Below are 22,078 nucleotides of genomic sequence, written 5' to 3'. Positions count from 1 at the left end.
AGGCCAACAACTCAGAGGTCTCGTCCTCAGCCGGGTGGCCGTACTTGCCGACGATCTCCTCGGCGAGCCGGCCGATCCGCTGAATCCGCTCGGTGGAGAACACCTTCGTGGCAGCGGCGTCGGCGATGTCAACGGTCTCCCCCGACGCAGCGACCTGCCAGTTGAGCAGTTCGTTGATCCGCCAGATCGCCCGGATCTCGCCGAGAGCACGCTTGACCGCATCTCGCTCAATGGGCGCCTGATCGCTGCCAACAGGTTTCGACGCCCACGCGTGAACTCTGTCGTAGATCCCGGCGATCTTCCCGGCGGGACCGAGCATCACGCGCTCGTGGTTCAACTGCGTAGTGATCAGCCGCCAACCGGCGTTCTCGTCGCCCACCAGCATGTCGACAGGCGTCCGGACGTCGTTGTAATAGGTGGCGTTGGTGTGGTGGGCACCGTCGGAGAGGATGATCGGCGTCCACGAGTAGCCGGGATCGGTGGTGTCGACGATGAGGATCGAAATCCCCTTGTGCTTGGCCGCTTCCGGATCGGTGCGGCAGGCCAGCCACACATAGTCGGCATCGTGTCCGCCGGTGGTCCAGATCTTCTGGCCGTTGACGATGTACTCGTCTCCGTGGCGGACCGCCGAGGTCCGCAGCGCGGCCAGGTCGGTGCCGGCTTCGGGCTCGGAGTAGCCGATGGCGAAGTGCACCTCACCGGCCAGGATGGCGGGCAGGAACTTCTTCTTCTGCGCGTCGTTGCCGTACACCATCAGGGTGGGCCCGACGGTCTGCAATGTGACGGCCGGCAGCGGAACATCCGCGCGCGCAGCTTCATTGACGAAGATCTGCTGCTCGATCGGACCGAAGCCCAGGCCGCCGTACTCCTTGGGCCAGCCGACACCGAGCTTGCCGTCGGAGCCCATCCGCCTGATGATCGCGCGGTAGGCCTTGCCGTGCCGGTCGACTTCCATCTCCTTGGCCTCATCAGTGGAGATGAGGGTGGCGAAGTACTGCCGCATCTCCGCCTGAAGATGCCGCTGTTCGGGGGTCAGTTCTATAAACATTGCGCTCCAACCAGATCCAGACGATGGGCAGGGCCACCCAGCATGCGGGTGAGATCTTTGATCGACGAGTAGTAACGGTGCATCGAGTAGGTGATATCCATGCCCATCCCGCCGTGTAGGTGATGGCAGGTCTGCATGGCCGGCGGCGCCTGGGATGTGAGCCAGTACGCGAGGATGTCGAGATCCTGGTCGGCATCGCGGCCCTCGGCGAGGCGCCAGACCACCGACGTCGACGCGAGAGCCAGTGTGCGCGAAGCGATATAAACCTCGGCGAGGTGACCGGCCACGGTCTGGAACGTCGCAAGCGGACGGCCGAACTGATGCCGGTTGGTCACGTAATCCGCAGTCAGACGGACCGCACCGGCGACCAGACCGGCGGCAAAGGCCCCGATACCGGCCATCGCCAACTGATTGAGCCGGTGCACGGTCGCCTCAGCCAGGACGGCATCGGGGCCGACGGCCACATCGCTGAACTCGACCGCGAACTCCTCCGCACCCGTCGAGGTCGGCGTCGCGATGAGCCGTACCCCGTCAGCCTTCGGCGAGACCACGACCACACCACCGTCGGCGCTGACCACCATCCAATTAGCCTGGGCGGCAAAGGGAACGGCAACCTTGACCCCGTTGAGCCGGCCGTCACGCAACTGGGTTGACGGCCGCTCGGGGAGCGCGGTGCCGGGCTCGTTGAGGGCGGCGGTCAGAATTCCGCCCTTGGCGACGCCATCGAGGAACCGATCCTGCTGCGACTGTGATGCCAGGTCGAGAAGCGGCAGCAGTCCCAGCCCCAGAGTCGCCAGCGCCGGTGAGATCAGGCCGTGCCGGCCGATCTCGGTGAGGGCCGACGCGAGTTCCGGCAGACCGACACCGTCACCACCGAGCCGTTCGGGAACACCGAGGGCGGGCACTCCGCCCGACACAAGCGCCTCCCAGGTGTTGTCCCGATCGAGGACGGCGTTGACGACGTCGACAACGGCTTGCTGCTCCGGTTCCGGAGTGAAGTCCACCGGGATCTCCCTTCGAGGTGAGCGTTATGTGGCGGTTGAGCCGGTGTAGTCGACCTGCCAGTGCTTGATCCCGTTGAGCCATCCCGAGCGCAACCGCTCCGGAGTGCTGATCGCGGCCAGATCGGGCATGTTGTCGGCGATGGCGTTGAACATCAGGTCGATCGTCATACGGGCGAGGTTGGCGCCGATGCAGTAGTGCACGCCGGTACCGCCGAAACCGACGTGCGGGTTGGGGTCACGAAGGATGTTGAACGTGTGTGGATCCTCGAACACCTCGTCGTCGAAGTTCGCCGAACGATAGAACATCACAACCCGTTGGCCTGCTTTGATTTTCACGCCACCGAGTTCGGTGTCGGTGACCGCAGTGCGCTGGAATGCGGTCACCGGCGTCGCCCAGCGGACGATCTCATCAGCGGCGGTGGCCGGACGCTCCCGCTTGTAGAGTTCCCACTGATCGGGGTTGTTCAGGAAGGCGATCATTCCGTGGGTGATCGAGTTGCGGGTGGTCTCGCTGCCGGCAACGGCCAGCATCAGCACGAAGAAGGCGAACTCGTCATCGGAGAGCTTCTCGCCGTCGACGTCGGCGTTGATCAACGCGGTGACGATATCGTCGCCGGGGTCCTGGGCCTTGATCGCGGCCAACTGCATCGCGTACATGAGCACCTCGACCGACGACGCCTTGCCGTCGACGTGAGCGAACTCGGGGTCCTCGTTGCCGGTCATCTCGTTGGTCCAGCGGAAGAGCTTGGCGCGCTCGTCCTGTGGGACGCCGAGAAGTCCGGCGATCACCTGCAGTGGCAGTTCGCAGGACACCTGCTCGACGAAGTCACCGGTGCCGTCAGCTGCGGCGGTCTTGACGATGTTCTCGGCGCGCTGGGTCAATTCGTCGCGAAGCCGCTCAACCGCGCGCGGGGTGAAACCCCGCGAGATGATCCTGCGCAGCCGATCGTGCCGTTCGCCGTCCATATTGAGCAGGACGACGCTCTGCATGTCGATGTCTTCGCGCGTCATATCGTCGGCGAACTGCGGCAGCGCGGTGTTGGGCCCGGAGTGGTAGATGTCGTTGCGCCGCGACACCTCCTTGACGTCCCTGTGCTTGGTGACGACCCAGTAGCCTCCGTCGTTGAAACCGCCCTTGCCGATTTTCTGCTCGCACCACCAGACCGGCGCGGTCGTGCGCAACTCGGCCAACTCGTCGACCGGTAACCGCACAACGTTGCGGTCCGGGTCCAGGAAATCAAAACCCGGTGGGATGTGCGGGCTGGGCATGGTGACGCGCTCCTCAATATGACGTGATCTAGTGCCAGTAAAACACGGCTCCACCGCAGACAAAAGGCATCACGGCATCCTCGCTTGTCAGAGGAATGAAACGTGTTCTAGCCTGACCCGCATGGGTAATCCTGTGATCGTCGAAGCCACCCGCAGCCCGATCGGTAAGCGCGGAGGCTGGCTGTCCGGCCTGCATGCCACCGAGCTGCTGGGGGCAACCCAGCGGGCCCTGGTGGAAAAGGCGCGGATCGACCCGGCCATGGTCGAACAGGTCATCGGCGGCTGCGTCACCCAGTTCGGTGAGCAGTCCAACAACATCACCCGGGTGGCCTGGCTGACGGCGGGATTGCCGGAGCAGGTCGGCGCCACCACGGTGGACTGCCAGTGCGGCAGTGCGCAGCAGGCCAACCACCTCATCGCCGGTCTGATCGCCAGCGGGGCGATCGACGTGGGCATCGCCTGCGGCATCGAGGCGATGAGCCGGGTCGGACTGGGCGCCAATGCCGGCCCGGACCGCTCCCGGATCAGGGCGCAGTCCTGGGATATCGACATGCCCGATCAGTTCACCGCCGCTGAGCGGATTGCCAAACGTCGCGGCCTGACACGCGCCGACCTGGACCACCTCGGCCTGATCTCGCAGCAGAAGGCCAAGCGCGCCTGGGAGGAGCACCGTTTCGACCGGGAGATCTCCGCGATCGAGGCTCCGGTCATCGACGAGAACAAGCAGCCCACCGCCGAGCGCCATATGGTTCGCCGCGACCAGGGCCTGCGGGACACCACCGCCGAGGGCCTGGCTGCACTCAAGCCGGTGGCCGAGGGCGCCATGCACACCGCCGGTACGTCATCGCAGATCTCCGATGGAGCCGCCGCGGTGCTGTGGATGGACGAGGACAAGGCCAAGGCACTGGGACTGAAGCCGCGGGCCCGCATCGTCAGCCAGGCGCTCGTCGGCTCCGAGGCCTACTACCACCTCGACGGCCCGGTGCAGTCCACCGCCAAGGTGCTGGAGAAGGCCGGGATGACGCTGAACGATATCGACCTGGTCGAGATCAACGAGGCCTTCGCCTCGGTGGTGCTCAGCTGGGCGCAGGTGTACGGCGCAGACATGGACAAGGTGAACGTCAACGGCGGCGCCATCGCGCTGGGCCATCCGGTGGGCAGCACCGGCAGTCGGCTGATCACCACCGCGCTGCACGAACTGGAGCGCACCGGCAAGTCCACCGCGCTGATCACCATGTGCGCCGGCGGTGCGCTGTCGACGGGCACCATCATCGAGCGGATCTAGCCCTGCCCGTCCCGGACCGGATCGCCGCCGCGCAGGCCTATATCGACGCGCTGGTCAGTCACGACGGTGATTCGGTGCCGTTCGCCCCGCACTGCACGCGGGTCGAGCAGGGAGTCAAGAACGGGTTCTCCGGAGAACATCTGCGGCGCAACCTTATTCGCGGACCGCAGTACCGGATCATTGCGGCAGTCACCACCCCGCAGTACACGGTCCGGGGTGACGAGATTCGCGCGGAGTACGCCGTGCTGACGAAGTTCGCGCTGGCGAGCCGGCGAATGGCCGCGCGGGTGGACGAGACCTTCGTCATCCCCGAGGACGGTCGGATTCACCACATCCGGGTTAGATTTCATCCATTCATCGAGCGAACCAGGAGTGCAGCCATGTCTGCCAAACCAGCGCCCAAGGGTCTGAACAGCCCGCGGACCAAGACCATCATCAAGTGGATGTCGAAGGCCAACACCTTTGTGTACAAGAAGACCGGGGGCCGGGTCGGCGGCAAGTTCCTGCAGGGGGCGCCGGTCGCGCTGCTGACGACCACTGGTCGCAAGACCGGTGAGCCGCGGGTCAGCCCACTGCTGTTCATGCGCGAAGGCGACCGGGTGGTGCTGATCGCATCGCAGGGCGGCGCGGCCACCAATCCGATGTGGTACCTCAACCTCAAGGCCGATCCCAAGGTGTCGGTCCAGATCAAAGATGAGGTGCTCAACCTGACCGCGCGCGACGCCACCGAGGAGGAGCGGGCGCACTACTGGCCGAAGATGGCGCAGATGTACACCAGCTTCGACGACTACCAGTCCTGGACCGACCGGGTGATCCCGGTCGTCATCTGCGACCCGGCCTAGGCGGGGCTAAGCGCGGCCAAGGGCGGCCAAGCGCGGCCAGGCACTGCGAGTGTGAAGTTAGCTTCACGTTCGCGGCCGAGTGTGAAGCTAACTTCACCGGGCGGGGCCGGGGGCCGGGGTTCGGGCGGGCCGGGGGCCGGGGCGCAGGCGGGCCGGGGATCGGCCGGGACGGCGGGAACCGTGGGGTTGTGACCGCTAGGCGCCGAAGACCGGCACCGGCGGACGGCCCTGCGCGAGCAGGCTTCGCACCACCGGGCCGAGTTCGCCCGGTTCCCAGCGGGCGCCCTTGTCCACCTCGGCGCCGTGCTGCCACCCTTCGGCGGCCCGGATGATGCCGCCCTCGACCTCGAACACCCTGCCGGTGACGTCGCGGGATTCGACGCTGCCCAGCCAGACCACCAGTGGCGAAATGTTCTCCGGCGCCATGGAGTCGAAGTCCTGGCCCTGCGTCGACATCATGTCGGCGAAGACGCCCTCGGTCATCCGGGTGCGCGCCGACGGTGCGATCGCGTTGACGGTGACGCCGTAGCGGCCCATCTCGGCGGCCGCGACCAGTGTCAGCGCGGCGATGCCGGCCTTGGCGGCGCTGTAGTTGCCCTGCCCGACGCTGCCCTGCAGGCCGGCGCCGGAACTGGTGTTGATGATCCGGGCGTCGACCTCCCTACCTTCCTTGGACAATCCCCGCCAGTAGGCGGCGGCATGCCGGGTGGTGGCGAAGTGTCCCTTGAGGTGCACGGCGATGACGGCGTCGAACTCCTCCTCGCTGGTGTTGGCGATCATCCGGTCCCGCACGATTCCGGCGTTGTTGACCAGCACATCGAGTCCGCCGAAGGTGTCGACGGCGGTCTGGACGAGCCCGGCGGCCTGATCCCAGTCGGCCACATTGGCGCCGCTGGTGACGGCTTGTCCTCCCGCAGCGGTGATTTCGTCGACGACGGCCTGCGCCGCGCTGCCACCACCGGCGGGTGATCCGTCCAGGCCCACACCGATGTCATTGACCACAACCGAGGCACCCTCGGCGGCGAAGGCCAGGGCGTGCGCCCTCCCGATACCGCCGCCTGCGCCGGTGACGATCACCACCCGGCCGTCGAGCAAACCCATATCTCTCCTTATTCCTTGTTGGCGTCAGACGCCGACAGATAGGCCGGCGGCTCCCCGCCGCCGTGCACCTCGAGGCTTGCGCCACTGATGTAGGACGCCGCGTCGGAGGCCAAAAACGCTGCCGCCAAGCCGATGTCGCGCGGCTCGGCAAGACGGCCCAGTGGCACTGTGGCCGCGACCGCGGCCTGGGACTCGCTGTCACCGTAGAACAGTTCAGCCTGCTCAGTGACGACCATTCCGACCACCACGGCGTTCACCCGAACCTTCGGCGCCCACTCGACGGCGAGAGTCTTGGTCAGACTGTCCACCCCGGCCTTGGCGGCGCCGTATGCGGCGGTGCCCGGAGTCGGCCGGCCTCCGCTGACGCTGGAGATCGAGACGATCGAACCGCCACCCGGTTGCTGCTGCATGACGGCATTGGCGGCCTGCGAGACGTGCAGCATGCCGAGCAGATTGAGTTCGATGATCTTCCGGTGGAACCGCGGTGAGGCATCGGCGGCCAGCGCATGGGGAGATCCACCGGCATTGTTGACCACGACGTCGAGCCGGCCGTGCCGGGCCACGATCTCCGCGACCAGTCCGGCGACCGCGTCTGGATCCCGGACGTCGCAACTGTGAAACTCGTACGGCAGCCCTTCCACCGGGCGGCGGGCGCAGGTGATCACGGTCGCGCCCTGCTCGGCGAACACCGCGCTGATACCCGCGCCGACGCCTCGCACACCGCCGGTTACCAGCACCACGCGACCACTGAGATCGAAATCCACCGTGCTAGCCTACCAAGCAAGTGCTTGCTTAGGAGTGCCATGACAATCACGTCCTCGACCGTCGAACCCGGAATCGTCGCGGTGACGGTCGACTATCCCCCGGTCAACGCCATCCCCTCACGCGGCTGGTTCGAACTCGCCGACCTCATCACTGCGGCGGGCCGAGATATGGGCACCCATGTGGTGATCCTGCGAGCTGCCGGACGCGGCTTCAACGCCGGCGTGGATATCAAGGAGATGCAGAACACCGAGGGCTTCGGCGCTCTGATCGACGCGAACCGCGGTTGTTTCGCCGCGTTCAAGGCGGTCTACGAGTGCGAGGTGCCGGTGGTGGCGGCGGTCAACGGATTCTGCGTGGGCGGCGGCATCGGCCTGGTGGGCAACTCCGACGTGATCGTGGCGTCCGATGATGCGACCTTCGGCCTGCCGGAAGTCGAACGCGGAGCACTCGGAGCGGCGACGCATCTGTCCCGGCTGGTGCCGCAGCACATGATGCGTCGGCTGTTCTTCACCGCCGCCACCGTGGACGCGGCGACCCTGCATCAGTTCGGTTCGGTGCACGAGGTGGTGCCGCGGGCCCAGCTCGACGAGGCCGCGCTGCGGGTGGCTCGCGACATCGCCGCCAAGGACACCCGGGTGATCCGGGCTGCCAAGGAGGCGCTGAATCTCATTGACGTCCAACGGGTTAACGCCAGCTACCGGATGGAGCAGGGCTTCACCTTCGAGCTGAACCTGTCCGGAGTCTCGGATGAACTGCGCGACGACTTCGCGGGAACGAAGAAGTCGAGCACATGACACCACGCGATAAGCGCACCACCCTCGATGAGGCGGTCGCCGCCGTCAAGAGTGGTATGACGATCGGGATCGGCGGCTGGGGATCCCGGCGCAAGCCGATGGCATTCGTCCGGGCCCTGCTGCGCACCCGGGTCAAGGACCTGACCGTGGTGACCTACGGCGGACCCGATATCGGGCTGCTGTGCTCGGCGGGAATGGTCAGCAAGGCCTACTACGGTTTCGTCTCACTGGATTCGCCACCGTTCTACGACCCGTGGTTCTCCAGAGCCCGCACCACCGGTTCGATCGTCGCGCGCGAGATGGACGAGGGCATGCTGCGCTCCGGATTGCAGGCTGCTGCGCAGCGACTTCCGTTTCTCCCCACCCGTTCCGGCCTGGGTAGTTCGGTTCCGGACTTCTGGGACGGTGAGCTCAAGACGGTGCAGTCGCCCTATCGGACCGGAGATGGCTACGAGGAGCTCATCGCCATGCCGGCGCTGCGCCTGGACGCAGCATTCGTCCACCTCAATCTCGGTGACAAGCACGGCAACGCGGCATACACCGGTATCGACCCGTACTTCGACGATCTGTTCCTGATGGCGGCAGACCGCCGGTACCTCTCGGTGGAACGAGTGGTCAGCACCGAAGAACTGATCAATGCCGTTCCGCCACAGGCACTGCTGGTCAATCGAATGATGGTCGACGCGGTCGTCGAGGCTCCCAACGGCGCGCACTTCACCACCAATGTGCCGGACTACGGCCGGGACGAGAAGTTCCAGCGGCACTACGCCCAGGCGGCCAGCGATGTGGACAGCTGGGGACAGTTCGTCGCCAGCTATCTGTCCGGCAGTGAAGCCGACTACCAGGCAGCGGTGCGCCGGTTCACCACGGAGCAGGAGGCGAAGTCGTGATACAGGTGAGCAGGGCAGAGGTGTGCGCGGTTGCCTGCGCCGAGTTGTTCCGCGACGCCGGCGAGATCATGGTCAGCCCGATGACCACCATGGTGTCGATCGGCGCCCGGTTGGCGCGGTTGACGTTCTCCCCCGACATCCTGCTGACCGACGGTGAAGCGCAACTACTGGCCGACACCCCAGCCATCGGTGCGCCCGGCGCGGTCGAGGGTTGGATGCCATTCGGCCGGGTCTTCGAGACGCTGACCTGGGGCCGGCGGCATGTGGTGATGGGCGCCAATCAGGTGGACCGGTACGGCAACCAGAACCTGTCGGCGTTCGGTCCGCTGCAGCATCCGACCCGGCAGATGTTCGGTGTGCGCGGCGCACCGGGCAACACCATCAACCACGCCACCAGTTACTGGGTCGGTAATCACTCCACCCGGGTGTTCTGTGACAGCGTCGACGTGGTTGCCGGAATCGGTTGGGACAAGGTCGATCCGGACAATCCCGCCTACCGCTTCGTCAACGTCTTCCGGGTGGTGAGCAATCTCGGCGTCTTCGACTTCGGCGGCCCCGGGCACACCATGCGTGCGGTGTCATTGCATCCCGGCGTCGAGCCCGCCGAGGTCCGCGAGAACACCGCCTACGAGATCCACGGTCTCGACGATGCCGCGACCACCCGGCTGGCCACCGGCGCGGAGTTGGAACTCATCGCGAAGATCGACCCGAAGGGCCTGCGGGACAAGGAGGTCAAGGTGTGACCCAATCACAGCAGAGAATCCAGACGCCGCTGACCCGCCTGATCGGTATCGAGCATCCGGTGGTGCAGACCGGTATGGGCTGGGTGGCCGGAGCACGACTGGTGGCGGCGACCTCCAACGCCGGCGGCCTGGGCATCCTGGCGGCGGCGACCATGACGATCGACGAGCTTGCGACGGCGATCGCCAAGGTCAAGGCCACCACCGATAAACCGTTCGGGGTGAACATCCGCGCCGACGCCGCCGACGCCGGCGATCGGGTGGACCTGATGATCCGCGAAGGCGTCAAGGTCGCATCCTTCGCGCTGGCCCCCAAGGCGGAGTTGATCGCAAGCCTCAAAGAGGCCGGTTCGGTGGTGATCCCGTCGGTGGGCGCGGCCAAACACGCGAAGAAAGTGGCCGGCTGGGGTGCCGACGCGGTGATCGTGCAGGGCGGTGAAGGCGGCGGTCACACCGGCCCGGTCGCGACCACCCTGCTGCTGCCGTCGGTGCTCGACGTGTTGGAAGGCACCGGTATTCCGGTGGTCGCCGCCGGCGGATTCTTCGACGGTCGCGGGCTGGCGGCGGCGCTGTCCTACGGCGCCGCGGGGGTCGCGATGGGAACCCGGTTCCTGCTGACGTCGGATTCGACGGTGCCCGAGGCGGTCAAGCAGCAGTACCTGGCAGCCCCTTTGGACGGCACGGTGGTGTCCACCCGCGTCGACGGCATGCCGCACCGGGTGCTCAAGACCGGCCTGGTGCAGAAGCTGGAAAGCGGTTCGCGGATCAGGGGTTTCAGCGCGGCCGTGCTCAACGCCGCGAAATTCAAGAAGATGTCCCAGATGTCATGGGCGTCGATGATCCGCGACGGCCTGGCCATGCGGCACGGTAAGGACCTCACCTGGTCGCAGGTGCTGATGGCGGCCAACACCCCGATGCTGCTCAAGGCGGGCCTGGTCGACGGTAACACCGGCGCCGGTGTGCTGGCTTCGGGTCAGGTGACCGGCATCATCGATGATCTACCGTCGTGCGCCGAACTCATCGAGAGCATCGTCAGCGAGGCGATCAGCCACCTTCAGGCGGCGGCTGCGCTGATCGACTGACGCGTAAGGTCGGTTCCATGGGGATCGCACCGGAGAGTTGGCCGGCGCCGTTTCAGACACTGATCCGGACGTCGAACAAGTACCTGCTCAACCCGCTGATGCTGCGCCTGGCCGGCCAGCCGTACTGGTACGCATCGGTGATCCGGCACGTCGGTCGCAGTTCGGGCAGGCAGTACGCCACTCCGATCGTCGCTGACCGGGTGGGCGAATCACTGATCATCCCGCTGCCCTACGGCACCCAGGTGGACTGGGTCCGCAACGTGCTGACGGCCGGTCAGGCGACCATCGTGCACAAGGGTGAGACCTACGCCGTGGAGTCCCCGGAACTCATCGACTCGACCCAGGCGCTGCCGCTGCTGCCGCGCGACCGGCGCGAGACTTTTGAACGGGTCCGGATCGGGCACTTCCTGCGGGCACAGATCGCGCAGTAGCGGCGTTGGACCGGGGCGCGACCCTGGCCGGCGCCGCGGGCGCGCTGGGCGGAGCTATGTCGTTGATCGCGGCACGGATGCCCTGACCGACGGCGTTGACCAAGTCGACGGTCAGCGTGACGGGGTCGATCAGTGGAATCAACCGGAAGGGCGCCGGCGTGCTGTAGGGCAGTGCGCGGTTGTAGCCGGTCTCGATGAGCACCTGCAGAGCAGGCTGGATCAGATCGATGAGGGGCGTGGTGATGAATTCCGTGTGCGTGAATGCGCCGAACTCGCGAAGTGGTTCCAGCAGAGGGAGATTCGGAGTCGGGATCAGCACGTAGGTGGTGTCGGTGCCGGCGAGGCGCTGCTGGTTGGCCGGGTCAGCGATCGCCGCCGCGAGTTCGGCGGGGGTCAATCCGTTGGGTAGTCCGTCGGGGTTGCGGCCGTCGGGTGCGAGATAGCTGCCGTGGATGTACCAGAATCCGGCCGCTGCGTTGAGGTCGGCGAGCAGGTTGATCGGATACAGCGGAAAGTCGACGACACCGTCGTACTGGAAGGCGATGTCCACCGTCGACATACCGGTGTCTGTCGGGGTCGGCACGCCGAAGGTGGCATCCAGAATCGGCACGGTGCCGAACATGGCAAGGCGCTCGAACAGTCCACCGTTGGGCCGGTTCGGGTTTCCGATGAGTGAGAAGCTGATGGCGGACTGGTCTTCGGCGGAGAGTTTGCTCAGCTGATACTTCTCATAGGTGGCCACTGTGGCGCCCTGGGAGTAGCCGAAGACGACGACCGGGCTCTGCGCGTCAGGGTTGAAGGGGCCGACGAGGTCGCTGGTGAGCTGGGAGACTCCGCTGGCCACCGATACGTCGAACTTCGCGCCGGTCAATCCGCCCCAGCCCGCCCAGGGGAACGGCCAGAACTGGGCGATATAGGGCACCGGTTCCGGAGTGCACACCACCGCGCAGGATTCGGTGGTCGGTGCGATGTAGTAGTCGACCGCGTTCTGCATGTAGCCCGGAATGACGGCCGGGTCCGGCACCGCCGTGCCGGGCACGATCAGTGCGGTGGCGGTGAGCGTGACCGCAGCGGTCAGGGTTGTGACCACCCCGCCGATGGCGCCCGTCGCAACGGAGAAGCCCACCGCCGCGGTGGCCATCAGTGATGCTGCGGGAATCCTCACGCAGATGATCCTGACACGATGCCAACCGACTGAAAGCGCTTTGAGCCCTAAAGCCGTTCGATGATGGTGACGTTGGCGGTGCCGCCGCCCTCGCACATGGTCTGCAGGCCGTAACGGCCGCCGGTGCGCTCGAGCTCGTTGAGCATGGTGGCGAACAGCTTCGCGCCGGTTGCGCCGAGCGGATGGCCCAGCGCGATACCGCCCCCGTTGGGGTTGACCCTGGCCGGGTCCGCGCCGGTCTCCTTGAGCCAGGCCAGCACCACCGGAGCGAAGGCCTCGTTGATCTCGACGATGTCGATATCGTCGATCGACAAGCCGGTCTTCTCCAACGCATACCGCGTCGCCGGGATCGGTCCGGTCAGCATGCGCACGGGATCGGCTCCGCGGCAACTGATGTGGTGGATACGGGCCCGCGGGGTCAGCTTGTGGTCGGCGACGGCACGCTCGGAGGCCAGCAGCACCGCGCTGGCGCCGTCACAGATCTGACTGGCGACGGCGGCGGTCATCCGGCCGCCCTCGCTGAGCACCGGCAGAGTGGCCATCTTCTCCAGCGAACTCGCCCGCGGGGTCTCATCGACCGCGAAACCGACCCCGTCAACCTCGACGGCGATGATCTCGTTGACGAAGTGACCGCCCGCGATTGCGGCGAATGCCCGCTCGTGACTGGCCAGCGCGAAGCGCTCCATATCCTCCCGAGAGATGTCCCACTCCTCGGCGATCATCTCCGCACCACGAAACTGCGAGATCTCCTGGTCGCCGTAGCGCTCGAGCCAGAACTTGGACTCGTTGGTGGGGCTGGTGAACCCGAACTCATTGCCGACGATCATCGCCGCGGAGATCGGGATCTGGCTCATGTTCTGCATGCCACCGGCGAGGATCAGGTCGGCGGTACCTGCCATGATCGCCTGTGCACCAAAGGAAATCGCCTGCTGGCTGGAGCCGCACTGCCGGTCCACGGTGACACCCGGAACCTCCTCGGAGTAGCCGGCGGCCAGCCAGGTGAGCCGACCGATATTGCCGGCCTGGCCACCGATGGCGTCGACGCAGCCGACGACGGCGTCGTCGACAGCCGCCGGGTCGACGTCGTTGCGGTCGAAGATGCCGCGGAACACATGCACACCCAGGTCGATCGGATGGATCCCGGCCAGTGAACCGTTGCGCTTGCCGACCGCGGTTCGCACAGCGTCGATCACGTATGCCTCAGACACTGAGGGTCTCCTTTTCCGTGGCGATTCCGTCGAGGACGATTGCCAGATACTGCCGACCGACCTGTTCGGCGGTCAGGGGGCCGCCGGGCTGGTACCACCGAACCGACACCCAGGTGGTATCCCGGATGAACCGGTAGACCAGGTCGACGTCGATGTCGGGCTGGAAGTAACCCTGCTTGATGCCCTGCTTGAGCAGATCCACCCACATCTTGCGCTGCCGGCGGTTCAGGTCGTCGATATAGCCGAACCGCGGCTGAGCCGACAGCCGCTTGGCCTCGTCCTGATAGATGACGACCTCGGCGTGGTGATATTCGATCGCGTCGAAGGACGCCATGAACAGGCCCCGCAGGCGCGCGAGTGGGTTGGGCTCGGTGTCGATGATGTGCTGATAGCGATCGAAGAGCCAGTCGAGGAAGGTGCGCAGCACCTCGTCGACCATCTCCTCCTTCGACTTGAAGTGGTGATAAAGGCTGCCGGACAGGATGCCTGCGGCGTCGGCGATATCGCGCACCGTGGTGGCGCGCAGTCCGCGCTCGGCGAACATGCCAGCTGCGAGCTCGAGCAGCTCCTCGCGCCGGGTGGCCGGCGAGGGATTCGGTGCGGTCATGGGTGCTGGCTCGACACCGAAATCACTTCGCCGGTCAGGTAACTGGAGTAATCGCTGGCCAGGAAGGCGATGGTCGCGGCGACCTCCCAGGGTTCGGCGGCCCGGCCGAACGCCTCCTGCTCGGAGAGCCGGTCGAGCAGTTCGGTGGAGCTGGTCTTCTCCAGGAACCTGTGCCGCGCGATGCTCGGCGAGACGGCGTTGATGCGCACGCCGTATTCGGCGGCTTCGATTGCGCTGCAACGGGTCAGCGCCATCACACCGGCTTTGGCCGCGGCATAGTGCGACTGGGAGTGCTGCGCTCGCCAACCCAGAACGCTGGCGTTGTTCACGATCGCCCCGCCGTGGCCGGCGCCCCGGAAGTAGCCCAGCGCGGCACGGGTGGCCCGCATCACCGAGGTGAGGGTGACGTTGAGGACGCGGTCCCACTCCTCGTCGGTCATGTCGATCACCGGGGTCTGCCCACCCAGGCCGGCGTTGTTCACCAGGACGTCGAGGCGGCCGAAGCGGGCGGTGGTGGAGTCGATCAGCGCGTCGATCTGCGCGGTGGACGTGACGTCGCAGACAACACTCTCCACCCGGCCGAGTCCCAACGCGGACAACGCATCCCGGGTCTCGGTCAGCCGGCGTTCGTGGTGGTCGGAGACCATCACCTCCGCACCTTCGGCCAGCGCGCGGCGCGCGACGGCGAAACCGATACCGGTGCCGGCCGCGGCAGTGACGACGACCACCTTGCCGGTCAGAAGTCCGTGGCCGCCGATCTCCTCGGGTGGGGTGCTCAACGGATTGTTCTGCGGTGTCACTAGCCCCTCGATTCCCGGGGAAGGCCGAGCACGCGTTCGGCGATGATATTGCGCTGTACCTCGTTGGAGCCGCCATAGATGGTGTCGGCTCGGGAGAACAGGAACAGCCGCTGCCACTCGTCGAATTCGGCGTCGTCGAGCACCATCGCGGACTTGCCCTTGATCGCCATGGCCAGCTCGCCGAGATCGCGATGCCAGTTGGCCCAGAGCAGCTTGGAGACGCTGTCCTGGCCGGGACGCTCCTCATCCATGGTGGCCATCGCAAACGAACGCATGGCCTGCAGGCCCGCCCAGGCCCGGGTGAGGCGTTCCCGGATCAGTGGATCGTCGATGGCGCCGCTGTTCTTGGCGAGCTCGACGATGCCGGAAAGCTCACGGGCATAACGGATCTGCTGACCGAGAGTGGACACTCCGCGCTCGAATTGCAGGGTGCCCATCGCGACGCGCCAGCCGTCACCCGGCTCGCCGACCACCAGATCGGCGTCGGTGCGGGCGTCGGTGAAGAACACCTCGTTGAACTCCGAATCACCGGTGAGCTGGACGATCGGACGTATCTCCACACCCGGCTGGTCGAGGGGCACGAGCAGATACGCCAGACCGCTGTGCCGCTTGGAACCCTTCTTGGAGCGGGCCAGCACGAAGCACCACTGCGACCAGTGCGCGAGCGATGTCCACACCTTCTGGCCGTTGATTATCCAGTGATCACCGTCGAGCACCGCCGAGGTCGCAACGTTGGCCAGATCGCTACCGGCGCCGGGCTCGGAGTAGCCCTGGCACCACAGTTCAGTGACGTTGCGGATGGCCGGCAGGAAGCGCTCCTGCTGGGCGGCTGTGCCGAACGCGATCAGCGTCGGGCCGACGAGTTCCTCACCGAGGTGGTTGACCTTGTCGGGAGCATCGGCCTTGGCGTACTCCTCGTAGAAGGCCACCCGGTGGGCCACCGAGAGGCCCCGGCCGCCGTGCTCGACGGGCCAGCCCAGGCAGGTCAACCCCGCGGCGGCCAGGTGGCGATTCCAGGCCAGCCGCTCTTCGAAGGACTCATGTTCGCGACCGGGACCGCCGAGACCCTTGAGAGCGGCGTATTCGCCGACCAGGTTGGACGCCAGCCAGTCGCGGACCTCAGCCCGGAACTCCTCGACATGCACCCCTGTAGGCTAACCTACCAAGCACTTGCTTTGTTAGCGTCCCGGAGGGAGCAGCGATGACGGCCGCGACCGGTCATCGGCTCACCACGCCAGCGGTCCTGAACCGGATGGCGCTCGATTACGCCGACCATCAGGCGGTCCTCACCCCGGATCGGACCTTCACCTTCGCCGAACTTCGCGAGGAGGTGCGCCGCACGGCTGCGGCGATGGCCGGACTCGGCGTGCAGCCAGGCGATCGGGTCGCGATCTGGTCACCGAACACCTGGCACTGGGTCGTCGCCTGCCTGGCGACGCATTACGCCGGTGCGGTGGCGGTGCCGTTGAACACCCGCTACACCGCGACCGAGGCCACCGACATCCTGGGACGCAGCCAGGCCTCGCTGCTGATCGCGATGGGCCGGTTCCTCGGCGCCGACCGGGCTGCCGAACTCGACCACGCCGCACTGCCTGCGTTGCGCCACATCGTCCGGGTGCCGGTCGAGGAGCCCGACGGAACCTGGGACGAGTTCCTGGCCGGGCCGCAGGTACCCATGCATGAGATCGACGCCCGCGCGCAGGCAGTCCAACCCGATGACATCTCCGACATCCTGTTCACCTCCGGCACCACCGGCCGCAGCAAGGGTGTGCTGTGCGCGCACCGGCAGTCGCTGTCGGCGTCCGCGTCATGGGCGGCCTGCGGTCAGGTCAGCAGTGCCGACCGCTACCTCTGCATCAACCCCTTCTTCCACAGCTTCGGCTACAAGGCCGGGATCCTGGCCTGCCTGCAGACCGGTGCGACGCTGATCCCACAGCTGACCTTCGACCCCGAGCAGGCCATGCGGATCGTGCAGGACCAGAAGATCACCGTGCTGCCGGGGCCGCCGACCATCTATCAGACCCTGCTGGATCACCCGTCACGCAAGGACTTTGACCTCACCTCGCTGCGGTTCGCCGTCACCGGTGCGGCCGTGGTGCCGGTGGTGCTGATCGAACGCATGCAGAGCGAACTGGACTTCGAGATCGTGCTGACCGCCTACGGCCAGACCGAGTCAAGCGGGTTCGGCACCATGTGTCGCAGCGACGACGATCCGGTCACCGTGGCGACCACATGCGGGCGGCCGATGGCGGACTTCGAGTTGCGTATCGGCGCACCCGACGAGAACGGCGCGGGCGAGGTGCTGCTGCGCGGGCCGAACGTCATGATCGGGTACCTCGACGACCCTGCCGCGACAGCGGCGACCATCGACGCCGACGGCTGGCTGCACACCGGTGACATCGGCACCGTCGACGCAGCAGGCAATCTGCGGATCACCGACCGGCTCAAGGACATGTACATCTGCGGCGGTTTCAACGTCTACCCCGCCGAGATCGAGCAGTCCCTCGCCCGGCTCGACGGCGTCGCCGAGGTCGCGGTGATCGGGGTGCCCGACGAGCGCCTCGGCGAGGTCGGCCGGGCCTTCATCGTGCGCCGCGCCGGCGCTGAACTCGATGAAGACGCGGTGATCGCCTACACCCGACAGCATCTGGCGAACTTCAAGGCACCGCGATCGGTGATCTTCCTCGACGCACTCCCGCGCAATGCCGGCGGGAAGGTCGTCAAACCGACACTGCGAGGGATGCTCTGATGGACATCGACTACGACGACGACACCTGCGCCTTCCGCGACGAGGTCCGGGCCTTCCTGGCGGCGAACACACACGAGTTCCCCACCAGGTCCTATGACACCGCCGAGGGATTCGATCAGCACCGGCGCTGGGACCGGGTGCTCTTCGATGCCGGGCTGTCGGTGATCACCTGGCCGCAGAAATACGGCGGCCGCGACGCGACCCTGCTGCAGTGGGTGGTGTTCGAGGAGGAGTACTTCCGGGCCGGCGCCCCGGGCCGGGCCAGCGCCAACGGAATCTCGATGCTGGCACCCACCCTGTTCGGTCACGGAACCGAGGAGCAGTTGGACCGGATCCTGCCGAAAATGGCCAGCGGAGAAGAGATCTGGGCCCAGGCGTGGTCGGAGCCGGAGTCCGGCAGCGATCTGGCGTCGCTGCGATCCACGGCGACCCAGACCGACGGCGGCTGGCTGCTCAACGGCCAGAAGATCTGGAGCAGCCGGGCGGTGTTCGGCGAGCGCGGGTTCGGACTGTTCCGCTCCGATCCTGCTGCCGAGCGGCATCGCGGCCTGACCTATCTGATGTTCGACCTACATGCCGACGGCGTCACCGTGCGGCCGATCCAACAACTCGGCGGTGACACCGGCTTCGGGGAGATCTTCTTCGACAACGTCTTCGTTCCCGACCACGATGTGATCGGCGCCGTGCACGACGGCTGGCGGGCGGCGATGAGCACCACCAGCAACGAGCGCGGGATGTCACTGCGCAGCCCGGCGCGCTTCCTGGCACCGGCCGAGCGGCTCATCGAGGCCTGGCGATCCGGCGGCTCCGACCCGCACTTCGCCGATGACGTCGCCGATGCGTGGATCAAGGCGCAGGCCTACCGGCTGCACACGTTCGGAACGGTGACGCGGATCGCCGAGGGCGGTGAGTTGGGTGCCGAGTCGTCGGTCACCAAGGTGTTCTGGTCCGACCTCGACGTCGCGATCCATCAGACCGCATTGGATCTGCGAGGTGCTTCCGGTGAGCTCGCCGACGGCTGGACCGACGGGTTGCTGTTCGCCCTGGGCGGCCCGATCTACGCCGGCACCAACGAGATTCAGCGCAATATCATCGCCGAACGACTGCTGGGCCTGCCCAAGGAAGGGGCCAAGCCGTCATGAGGTTCGCTCTCGACGCCGAACAGCGCGATTTCGCCGCCAGTATCGACGCCGCACTCGGTGCCGCCGATGTTCCGGCTGCGGTTCGGGCGTGGGCCGACGGTGACACCGCGCCAGGGCGCAAGGTCTGGGGACGGCTGGCCGATCTCGGTGTGACCGCGCTCGCGGTGTCCGAGGAGTTCGACGGCCTGGCCGCCCATCCGGTGGATCTGGTGGTCGCCTGCGAGCGTCTGGGCCGGTGGTGCGTACCGGGTCCGGTGACCGAATCCATTGCGGTGGCGCCGGTTCTGCTCGCCGCCGATGAGCGCTCGGCAGCACTGGCCTCCGGTGAACTGATCGCAACGGTGGCGCTGCCGCCGGTGGTGCCGTGGGCCGTCGACGCCGATGCCGCCGGACTGGTCCTGCTGGCCGCTGATGGTGCGGTCACCGACGCGGCCGCCGGGGAGCGCCATGAGTCCGTGGACCCGAGCAGGCGGCTGTTCACCGTCACCGCGGCCGGAGCGTCGCAGCCCGCCGATGTCGCACGTGCTTTTGAGTTCGGTGCATTGGCCACCGCCGCACAACTGGTGGGGGCCGGGCAGAGGATGCTGGACATGACGGTCGAATACGCCAAGCAGCGCAGTCAGTTCGGCCGGTTGATCGGCAGCTATCAGGCGATCAAACACAAGCTCGCCGACGCCCACATCGCCCTCGAATTGGCCCGGCCGCTGCTCTACGGCGCCGCGCTGGCTCTGGCCGAGCAGTCCCCCGATACCGCCCGGGACGTCAGCGCCGCCAAGGCCGCCGCCGCTGACGCCGCGCTGCTGTCCGCGCGAGTGGCGCTGCAGACCCACGGGGCCATCGGCTACACCACCGAGCATGACCTGTCGCAGTGGCTGCTGCGGGTGCAGGCGCTGCGCTCAGCGTGGGGCGATCCCACGTTCCACCGCCGTCGGGTACTGGAGGCATTGTGACCACCACCGAAGAACGGGCACTGCTTCGGCAGACCGTCACCGCCCTGATCGACAAGCACGCCTCCCCTGATGCGGTGCGACGGGCCATGGAATCCGAGCGCGGCTACGACGAGTCGCTGTGGACACTGCTGTGTGAGCAAGTCGGGGCCGCGGCCCTTGTGGTGCCGGAGGAACTCGGCGGTGCCGGTGGCGAATTGGCTGATGCCGCAGCGGTTCTCGAGGAGCTGGGTAAGGGACTGGTGCCCACCCCGCTACTCGGCACCACCCTTGCCGAGCTCGGGCTACTGGCCGCCGACGAGCCAGACGGCGAGACTCTCGAGCGGCTGGCCGCCGGGGAGAGCATCGGAACGGTGGTCTTCGACCGGAACTACGTGATCAACGGCGACGTCGCCGACGTGGTGCTGGCCGTCGAGGACGGCCGGCTCCAACGGTGGGAGCAGTGCAGCGCCGAACCGCTGACTCCGCTGGACCCCACCCGTCGTCTCGCTCGGCTGAACCCCGGAACGTCGACGACGATCTGCCGCGATCCTGGACTGGCCGACACCGCCGCCATCCTGCTGGCCGCCGAGCAGATCGGCGCCGCGGAGCGCTGCCTGGACCTGACCGTCGAATACACCAAACAGCGGGTGCAGTTCGGTCGTGCGATCGGCAGCTTCCAGGCGCTCAAGCACCGGATGGCCGATCTGTACGTCGCGGTGCAGTCGGCGCGGGCGGTCGTGGGAGATGCGATCGCCGACCCGAATCCCACCTCGGCCGCGCTGGCGCGACTGGCCGCCAGCGAGGCGTTCACCACGGTCGCCGGTGAGGCCATCCAGTTGCACGGCGGCATCGCCATCACCTGGGAGCACGACATCCAGTTGTATTTCAAGCGGGCCTACTCCAGTGCGGAGTTGCTCGGCTCCCCCGCCGAACAGCTGCGCCGGCTCGAATCCGAGGTGTTCTAGCCTCAGTGGCGTGACCGATCACGTCTCGCTGCGCGCAGGCATTCCGCCGTTCTATGTGATGGACGTCTGGCTTGCCGCCGCCGAGCGGCAGCGCACCCACGGCGATCTGGTGAACCTTTCGGCAGGCCAGCCCAGCGTCGGAGCGCCCGAACCGGTGCGCGCCGCCGCCGCCCGGTTACTGGAGGCCAATGACCTCGGCTACACCGTGGCACTCGGGATACCGGAACTCCGCGAGGAGATCGCCCACAACTACGCCGACCGGTACGGCATCGACGTCGGTGTCGACGACGTCGTGCTCACCACCGGATCCTCCGGCGGATTCCTGCTGACCTTCCTGTCCTGTTTCGATGCCGGTGACCGGGTGGCGATGGCCAGTCCGGGTTACCCCTGCTACCGCAACATCCTCTCGGCGCTGGGGTGTGAGGTCGTCGAGATCGAGTGCGGCCCCGAGACCCGGTTCCAACCGACGGTGCAGCTGCTCGCCGAGCTCGACCCACCGGTCAAGGGGGTGATCGTGGCCAGCCCGGCCAACCCGACCGGCACGGTGATCGAACCTGACGAGCTGGCCGCCATCGCACGGTGGTGCGAAGCCTCCGGTGTCCGGCTGATCAGCGACGAGGTGTACCACGGGCTGGTGTACCCGGGTGCACCGGCGACCTCGTGCGCCTGGGAAACGTCGCGCAATGCCGTTGTGCTGAACAGCTTTTCGAAATATTTCGCGATGACGGGATGGCGGCTGGGCTGGATGCTGGTGCCCGAGGATCTGCGTCGGGCGGTGGACTGCCTTACCGGGAATTTCTTCATCTGCCCGCCGGTGCTGCCGCAGTACGCCGCGGTCGCGGCGTTCACACCGGAGTCGATCGCCGAGTCCGAGGGACACCTTGCGCACTACGGGCGCAATCGCGACACCCTGATCGCCGGCCTGCACCAAGTCGGGCTGACCCGGTTGGCTCCGGCCGACGGTGCGTTCTACATTTACGCCGACGTCTCCGAATTCACCGGCGACTCACTGTCGTTCTGCGAAACGCTCCTGGCCGACACCGGATTGGCGATCGCGCCGGGCGTCGACTTCGACACCGTGCGCGGGTCCACCCATGTGCGGTTGTCCTTCGCGGGGCCGGCGGCGGATATCGATGAGGCGCTGCGGCGTCTAGGCCCCTGGCTGTCTGCCCGCCTCTGAGCGACAACTATCGGTCCCCGGAGCTACCCGTCGCGATTTGTCGCTACGAGGCGGGCACGGCGATAGGCGGCCTGGCTGGCGT

22 protein-coding genes and 1 pseudogene are annotated in these 22,078 nt (G+C 66.8%); 13 read left to right on the top strand and 10 right to left on the bottom strand.

The window, feature by feature from the left end; genetic code table 11:
• The 3 genes from fadE29 to ACR2JI_RS00310 all read right to left on the bottom strand — a co-directional run.
• Positions 1 to 1,048, bottom strand: a 1,048-nt coding sequence (gene fadE29 / locus ACR2JI_RS00320) for an acyl-CoA dehydrogenase FadE29 (protein WP_526386827.1), incomplete at its 3' end; no start/stop codon positions are given.
• Positions 1,039 to 2,052, bottom strand: a complete 1,014-nt coding sequence (locus ACR2JI_RS00315; RefSeq protein ID WP_526386825.1) for an acyl-CoA dehydrogenase family protein — start codon at positions 2,050 to 2,052, stop codon at positions 1,039 to 1,041. The genes fadE29 and ACR2JI_RS00315, both read right to left, overlap by 10 nt.
• 24 nt (positions 2,053 to 2,076) lie before the next feature.
• Positions 2,077 to 3,321: a cytochrome P450 gene (locus tag ACR2JI_RS00310; RefSeq protein ID WP_526386823.1), complete on the bottom strand. Its 1,245-nt coding sequence runs from the start codon at positions 3,319 to 3,321 to the stop codon at positions 2,077 to 2,079.
• A gap of 121 nt (positions 3,322 to 3,442) precedes the next feature.
• On the opposite strand from ACR2JI_RS00310, the gene ACR2JI_RS00305 reads away from it, so the two are divergent.
• The 3 genes and pseudogenes from ACR2JI_RS00305 (at position 3,443) to ACR2JI_RS00295 (ending at position 5,448) form a co-directional block, all read left to right on the top strand.
• The gene (locus tag ACR2JI_RS00305) at positions 3,443 to 4,606 is read left to right on the top strand and encodes a steroid 3-ketoacyl-CoA thiolase (RefSeq protein ID WP_526386821.1); all 1,164 of its coding nucleotides are present in this window, start codon (positions 3,443 to 3,445) and stop codon (positions 4,604 to 4,606) included.
• Positions 4,607 to 4,608: 2 nt separating this feature from the next.
• Positions 4,609 to 4,968, top strand: a pseudogene (locus ACR2JI_RS00300) (DUF8021 domain-containing protein); the annotation flags it as partial.
• Positions 4,969 to 4,986: 18 nt separating this feature from the next.
• On the top strand, positions 4,987 to 5,448 hold the full coding sequence (locus tag ACR2JI_RS00295) for a nitroreductase family deazaflavin-dependent oxidoreductase (protein ID WP_526386829.1): 462 nt from the start codon (positions 4,987 to 4,989) through the stop codon (positions 5,446 to 5,448).
• Positions 5,449 to 5,643: 195 nt separating this feature from the next.
• Here the strand turns inward: ACR2JI_RS00295 and ACR2JI_RS00290 are convergent, their stop codons facing one another.
• Positions 5,644 to 6,549, bottom strand: a complete 906-nt coding sequence (locus ACR2JI_RS00290; protein ID WP_526386819.1) for an SDR family oxidoreductase — start codon at positions 6,547 to 6,549, stop codon at positions 5,644 to 5,646.
• A gap of 8 nt (positions 6,550 to 6,557) precedes the next feature.
• Positions 6,558 to 7,313: an SDR family oxidoreductase gene (locus tag ACR2JI_RS00285; RefSeq protein ID WP_526386817.1), complete on the bottom strand. Its 756-nt coding sequence runs from the start codon at positions 7,311 to 7,313 to the stop codon at positions 6,558 to 6,560.
• Between the two features lie 39 nt (positions 7,314 to 7,352).
• Between ACR2JI_RS00285 and echA20 the strand changes: the two genes are divergently transcribed.
• From echA20 to ACR2JI_RS00260, 5 genes are read left to right on the top strand one after another with little or no spacing between them, the layout of a single operon-like run.
• Entirely contained in the window at positions 7,353 to 8,108 is a 756-nt protein-coding gene (echA20, locus tag ACR2JI_RS00280; RefSeq protein WP_526386815.1) for a (7aS)-7a-methyl-1,5-dioxo-2,3,5,6,7,7a-hexahydro-1H-indene-carboxyl-CoA hydrolase, read from the top strand.
• On the top strand, positions 8,105 to 8,998 hold the full coding sequence (gene ipdA / locus ACR2JI_RS00275) for a cholesterol ring-cleaving hydrolase subunit IpdA (protein WP_526386813.1): 894 nt from the start codon (positions 8,105 to 8,107) through the stop codon (positions 8,996 to 8,998). The genes echA20 and ipdA overlap by 4 nt, the downstream gene beginning before the upstream one ends.
• Positions 8,995 to 9,741, top strand: a complete 747-nt coding sequence (ipdB, locus tag ACR2JI_RS00270; protein ID WP_526386811.1) for a cholesterol ring-cleaving hydrolase subunit IpdB — start codon at positions 8,995 to 8,997, stop codon at positions 9,739 to 9,741. Before ipdA ends, ipdB begins: the two co-directional genes overlap by 4 nt.
• Positions 9,738 to 10,820 (top strand): (3aS,4S,5R,7aS)-5-hydroxy-7a-methyl-1-oxo-octahydro-1H-indene-4-carboxyl-CoA dehydrogenase, encoded by a 1,083-nt coding sequence (gene ipdC, locus ACR2JI_RS00265; protein WP_526386809.1) that lies wholly within the window; start codon positions 9,738 to 9,740, stop codon positions 10,818 to 10,820. The genes ipdB and ipdC overlap by 4 nt, the downstream gene beginning before the upstream one ends.
• A 17-nt stretch (positions 10,821 to 10,837) precedes the next feature.
• Positions 10,838 to 11,251: a PNPOx family protein gene (locus ACR2JI_RS00260; protein ID WP_526386807.1), complete on the top strand. Its 414-nt coding sequence runs from the start codon at positions 10,838 to 10,840 to the stop codon at positions 11,249 to 11,251.
• Here the strand turns inward: ACR2JI_RS00260 and ACR2JI_RS00255 are convergent.
• The 5 genes from ACR2JI_RS00255 to ipdE1 are packed head-to-tail and all read right to left on the bottom strand — an operon-like array spanning position 11,148 to position 16,176.
• Positions 11,148 to 12,416: a PE-PPE domain-containing protein gene (locus tag ACR2JI_RS00255; protein WP_526386805.1), complete on the bottom strand. Its 1,269-nt coding sequence runs from the start codon at positions 12,414 to 12,416 to the stop codon at positions 11,148 to 11,150. The two genes, ACR2JI_RS00260 and ACR2JI_RS00255, sit on opposite strands and share 104 nt — an antisense overlap.
• Positions 12,417 to 12,463: 47 nt before the next feature.
• On the bottom strand, positions 12,464 to 13,624 hold the full coding sequence (gene fadA6, locus ACR2JI_RS00250; protein ID WP_526386803.1) for a steroid 3-ketoacyl-CoA thiolase FadA6: 1,161 nt from the start codon (positions 13,622 to 13,624) through the stop codon (positions 12,464 to 12,466).
• Positions 13,617 to 14,231, bottom strand: coding sequence for a TetR family transcriptional regulator KstR2 (gene kstR2, locus ACR2JI_RS00245; RefSeq protein WP_526386801.1), 615 nt, complete (start codon positions 14,229 to 14,231; stop codon positions 13,617 to 13,619). The genes fadA6 and kstR2 overlap by 8 nt, the downstream gene beginning before the upstream one ends.
• Positions 14,228 to 15,010, bottom strand: a complete 783-nt coding sequence (ipdF, locus tag ACR2JI_RS00240) for a (5R,7aS)-5-hydroxy-7a-methyl-1-oxo-2,3,5,6,7,7a-hexahydro-1H-indene-carboxyl-CoA reductase (RefSeq protein WP_526386799.1) — start codon at positions 15,008 to 15,010, stop codon at positions 14,228 to 14,230. Before ipdF ends, kstR2 begins: the two co-directional genes overlap by 4 nt.
• 20 nt (positions 15,011 to 15,030) lie before the next feature.
• Positions 15,031 to 16,176, bottom strand: a complete 1,146-nt coding sequence (gene ipdE1, locus ACR2JI_RS00235; RefSeq protein ID WP_526386797.1) for an acyl-CoA dehydrogenase IpdE1 — start codon at positions 16,174 to 16,176, stop codon at positions 15,031 to 15,033.
• 56 nt (positions 16,177 to 16,232) lie between these two features.
• On the opposite strand from ipdE1, the gene fadD3 reads away from it, so the two are divergent.
• The 5 genes from fadD3 to ACR2JI_RS00210 are packed head-to-tail and all read left to right on the top strand — an operon-like array spanning position 16,233 to position 21,996.
• Positions 16,233 to 17,780 carry a 3-((3aS,4S,7aS)-7a-methyl-1,5-dioxo-octahydro-1H-inden-4-yl)propanoate--CoA ligase FadD3 gene (gene fadD3 / locus ACR2JI_RS00230; RefSeq protein ID WP_526386795.1) on the top strand — a complete coding sequence of 516 codons (1,548 nt, stop codon included), beginning with the start codon at positions 16,233 to 16,235 and terminating at the stop codon, positions 17,778 to 17,780.
• Positions 17,780 to 18,922: an acyl-CoA dehydrogenase family protein gene (locus ACR2JI_RS00225; RefSeq protein ID WP_526386793.1), complete on the top strand. Its 1,143-nt coding sequence runs from the start codon at positions 17,780 to 17,782 to the stop codon at positions 18,920 to 18,922. Before fadD3 ends, ACR2JI_RS00225 begins: the two co-directional genes overlap by 1 nt.
• On the top strand, positions 18,919 to 19,872 hold the full coding sequence (locus tag ACR2JI_RS00220; protein WP_526386791.1) for an acyl-CoA dehydrogenase family protein: 954 nt from the start codon (positions 18,919 to 18,921) through the stop codon (positions 19,870 to 19,872). The genes ACR2JI_RS00225 and ACR2JI_RS00220 overlap by 4 nt, the downstream gene beginning before the upstream one ends.
• Complete coding sequence (ipdE2, locus tag ACR2JI_RS00215; RefSeq protein ID WP_526386789.1) at positions 19,869 to 20,816, top strand: acyl-CoA dehydrogenase IpdE2; 948 nt, start codon at positions 19,869 to 19,871, stop codon at positions 20,814 to 20,816. Before ACR2JI_RS00220 ends, ipdE2 begins: the two co-directional genes overlap by 4 nt.
• Before the next feature lie 10 nt (positions 20,817 to 20,826).
• Positions 20,827 to 21,996, top strand: coding sequence for a pyridoxal phosphate-dependent aminotransferase (locus ACR2JI_RS00210; RefSeq protein ID WP_526386787.1), 1,170 nt, complete (start codon positions 20,827 to 20,829; stop codon positions 21,994 to 21,996).
• The last annotated feature ends 82 nt before the right edge of the window (positions 21,997 to 22,078 follow it).

Source organism: Mycobacterium sp. (assembly GCF_051006775.1).
Taxonomy (GTDB): Bacteria; Actinomycetota; Actinomycetes; order Mycobacteriales; family Mycobacteriaceae; genus Mycobacterium.
The sequence above is the reverse complement of the archived record's forward strand: the minus strand, read 5'-3'. Positions and strand labels throughout refer to the sequence as shown.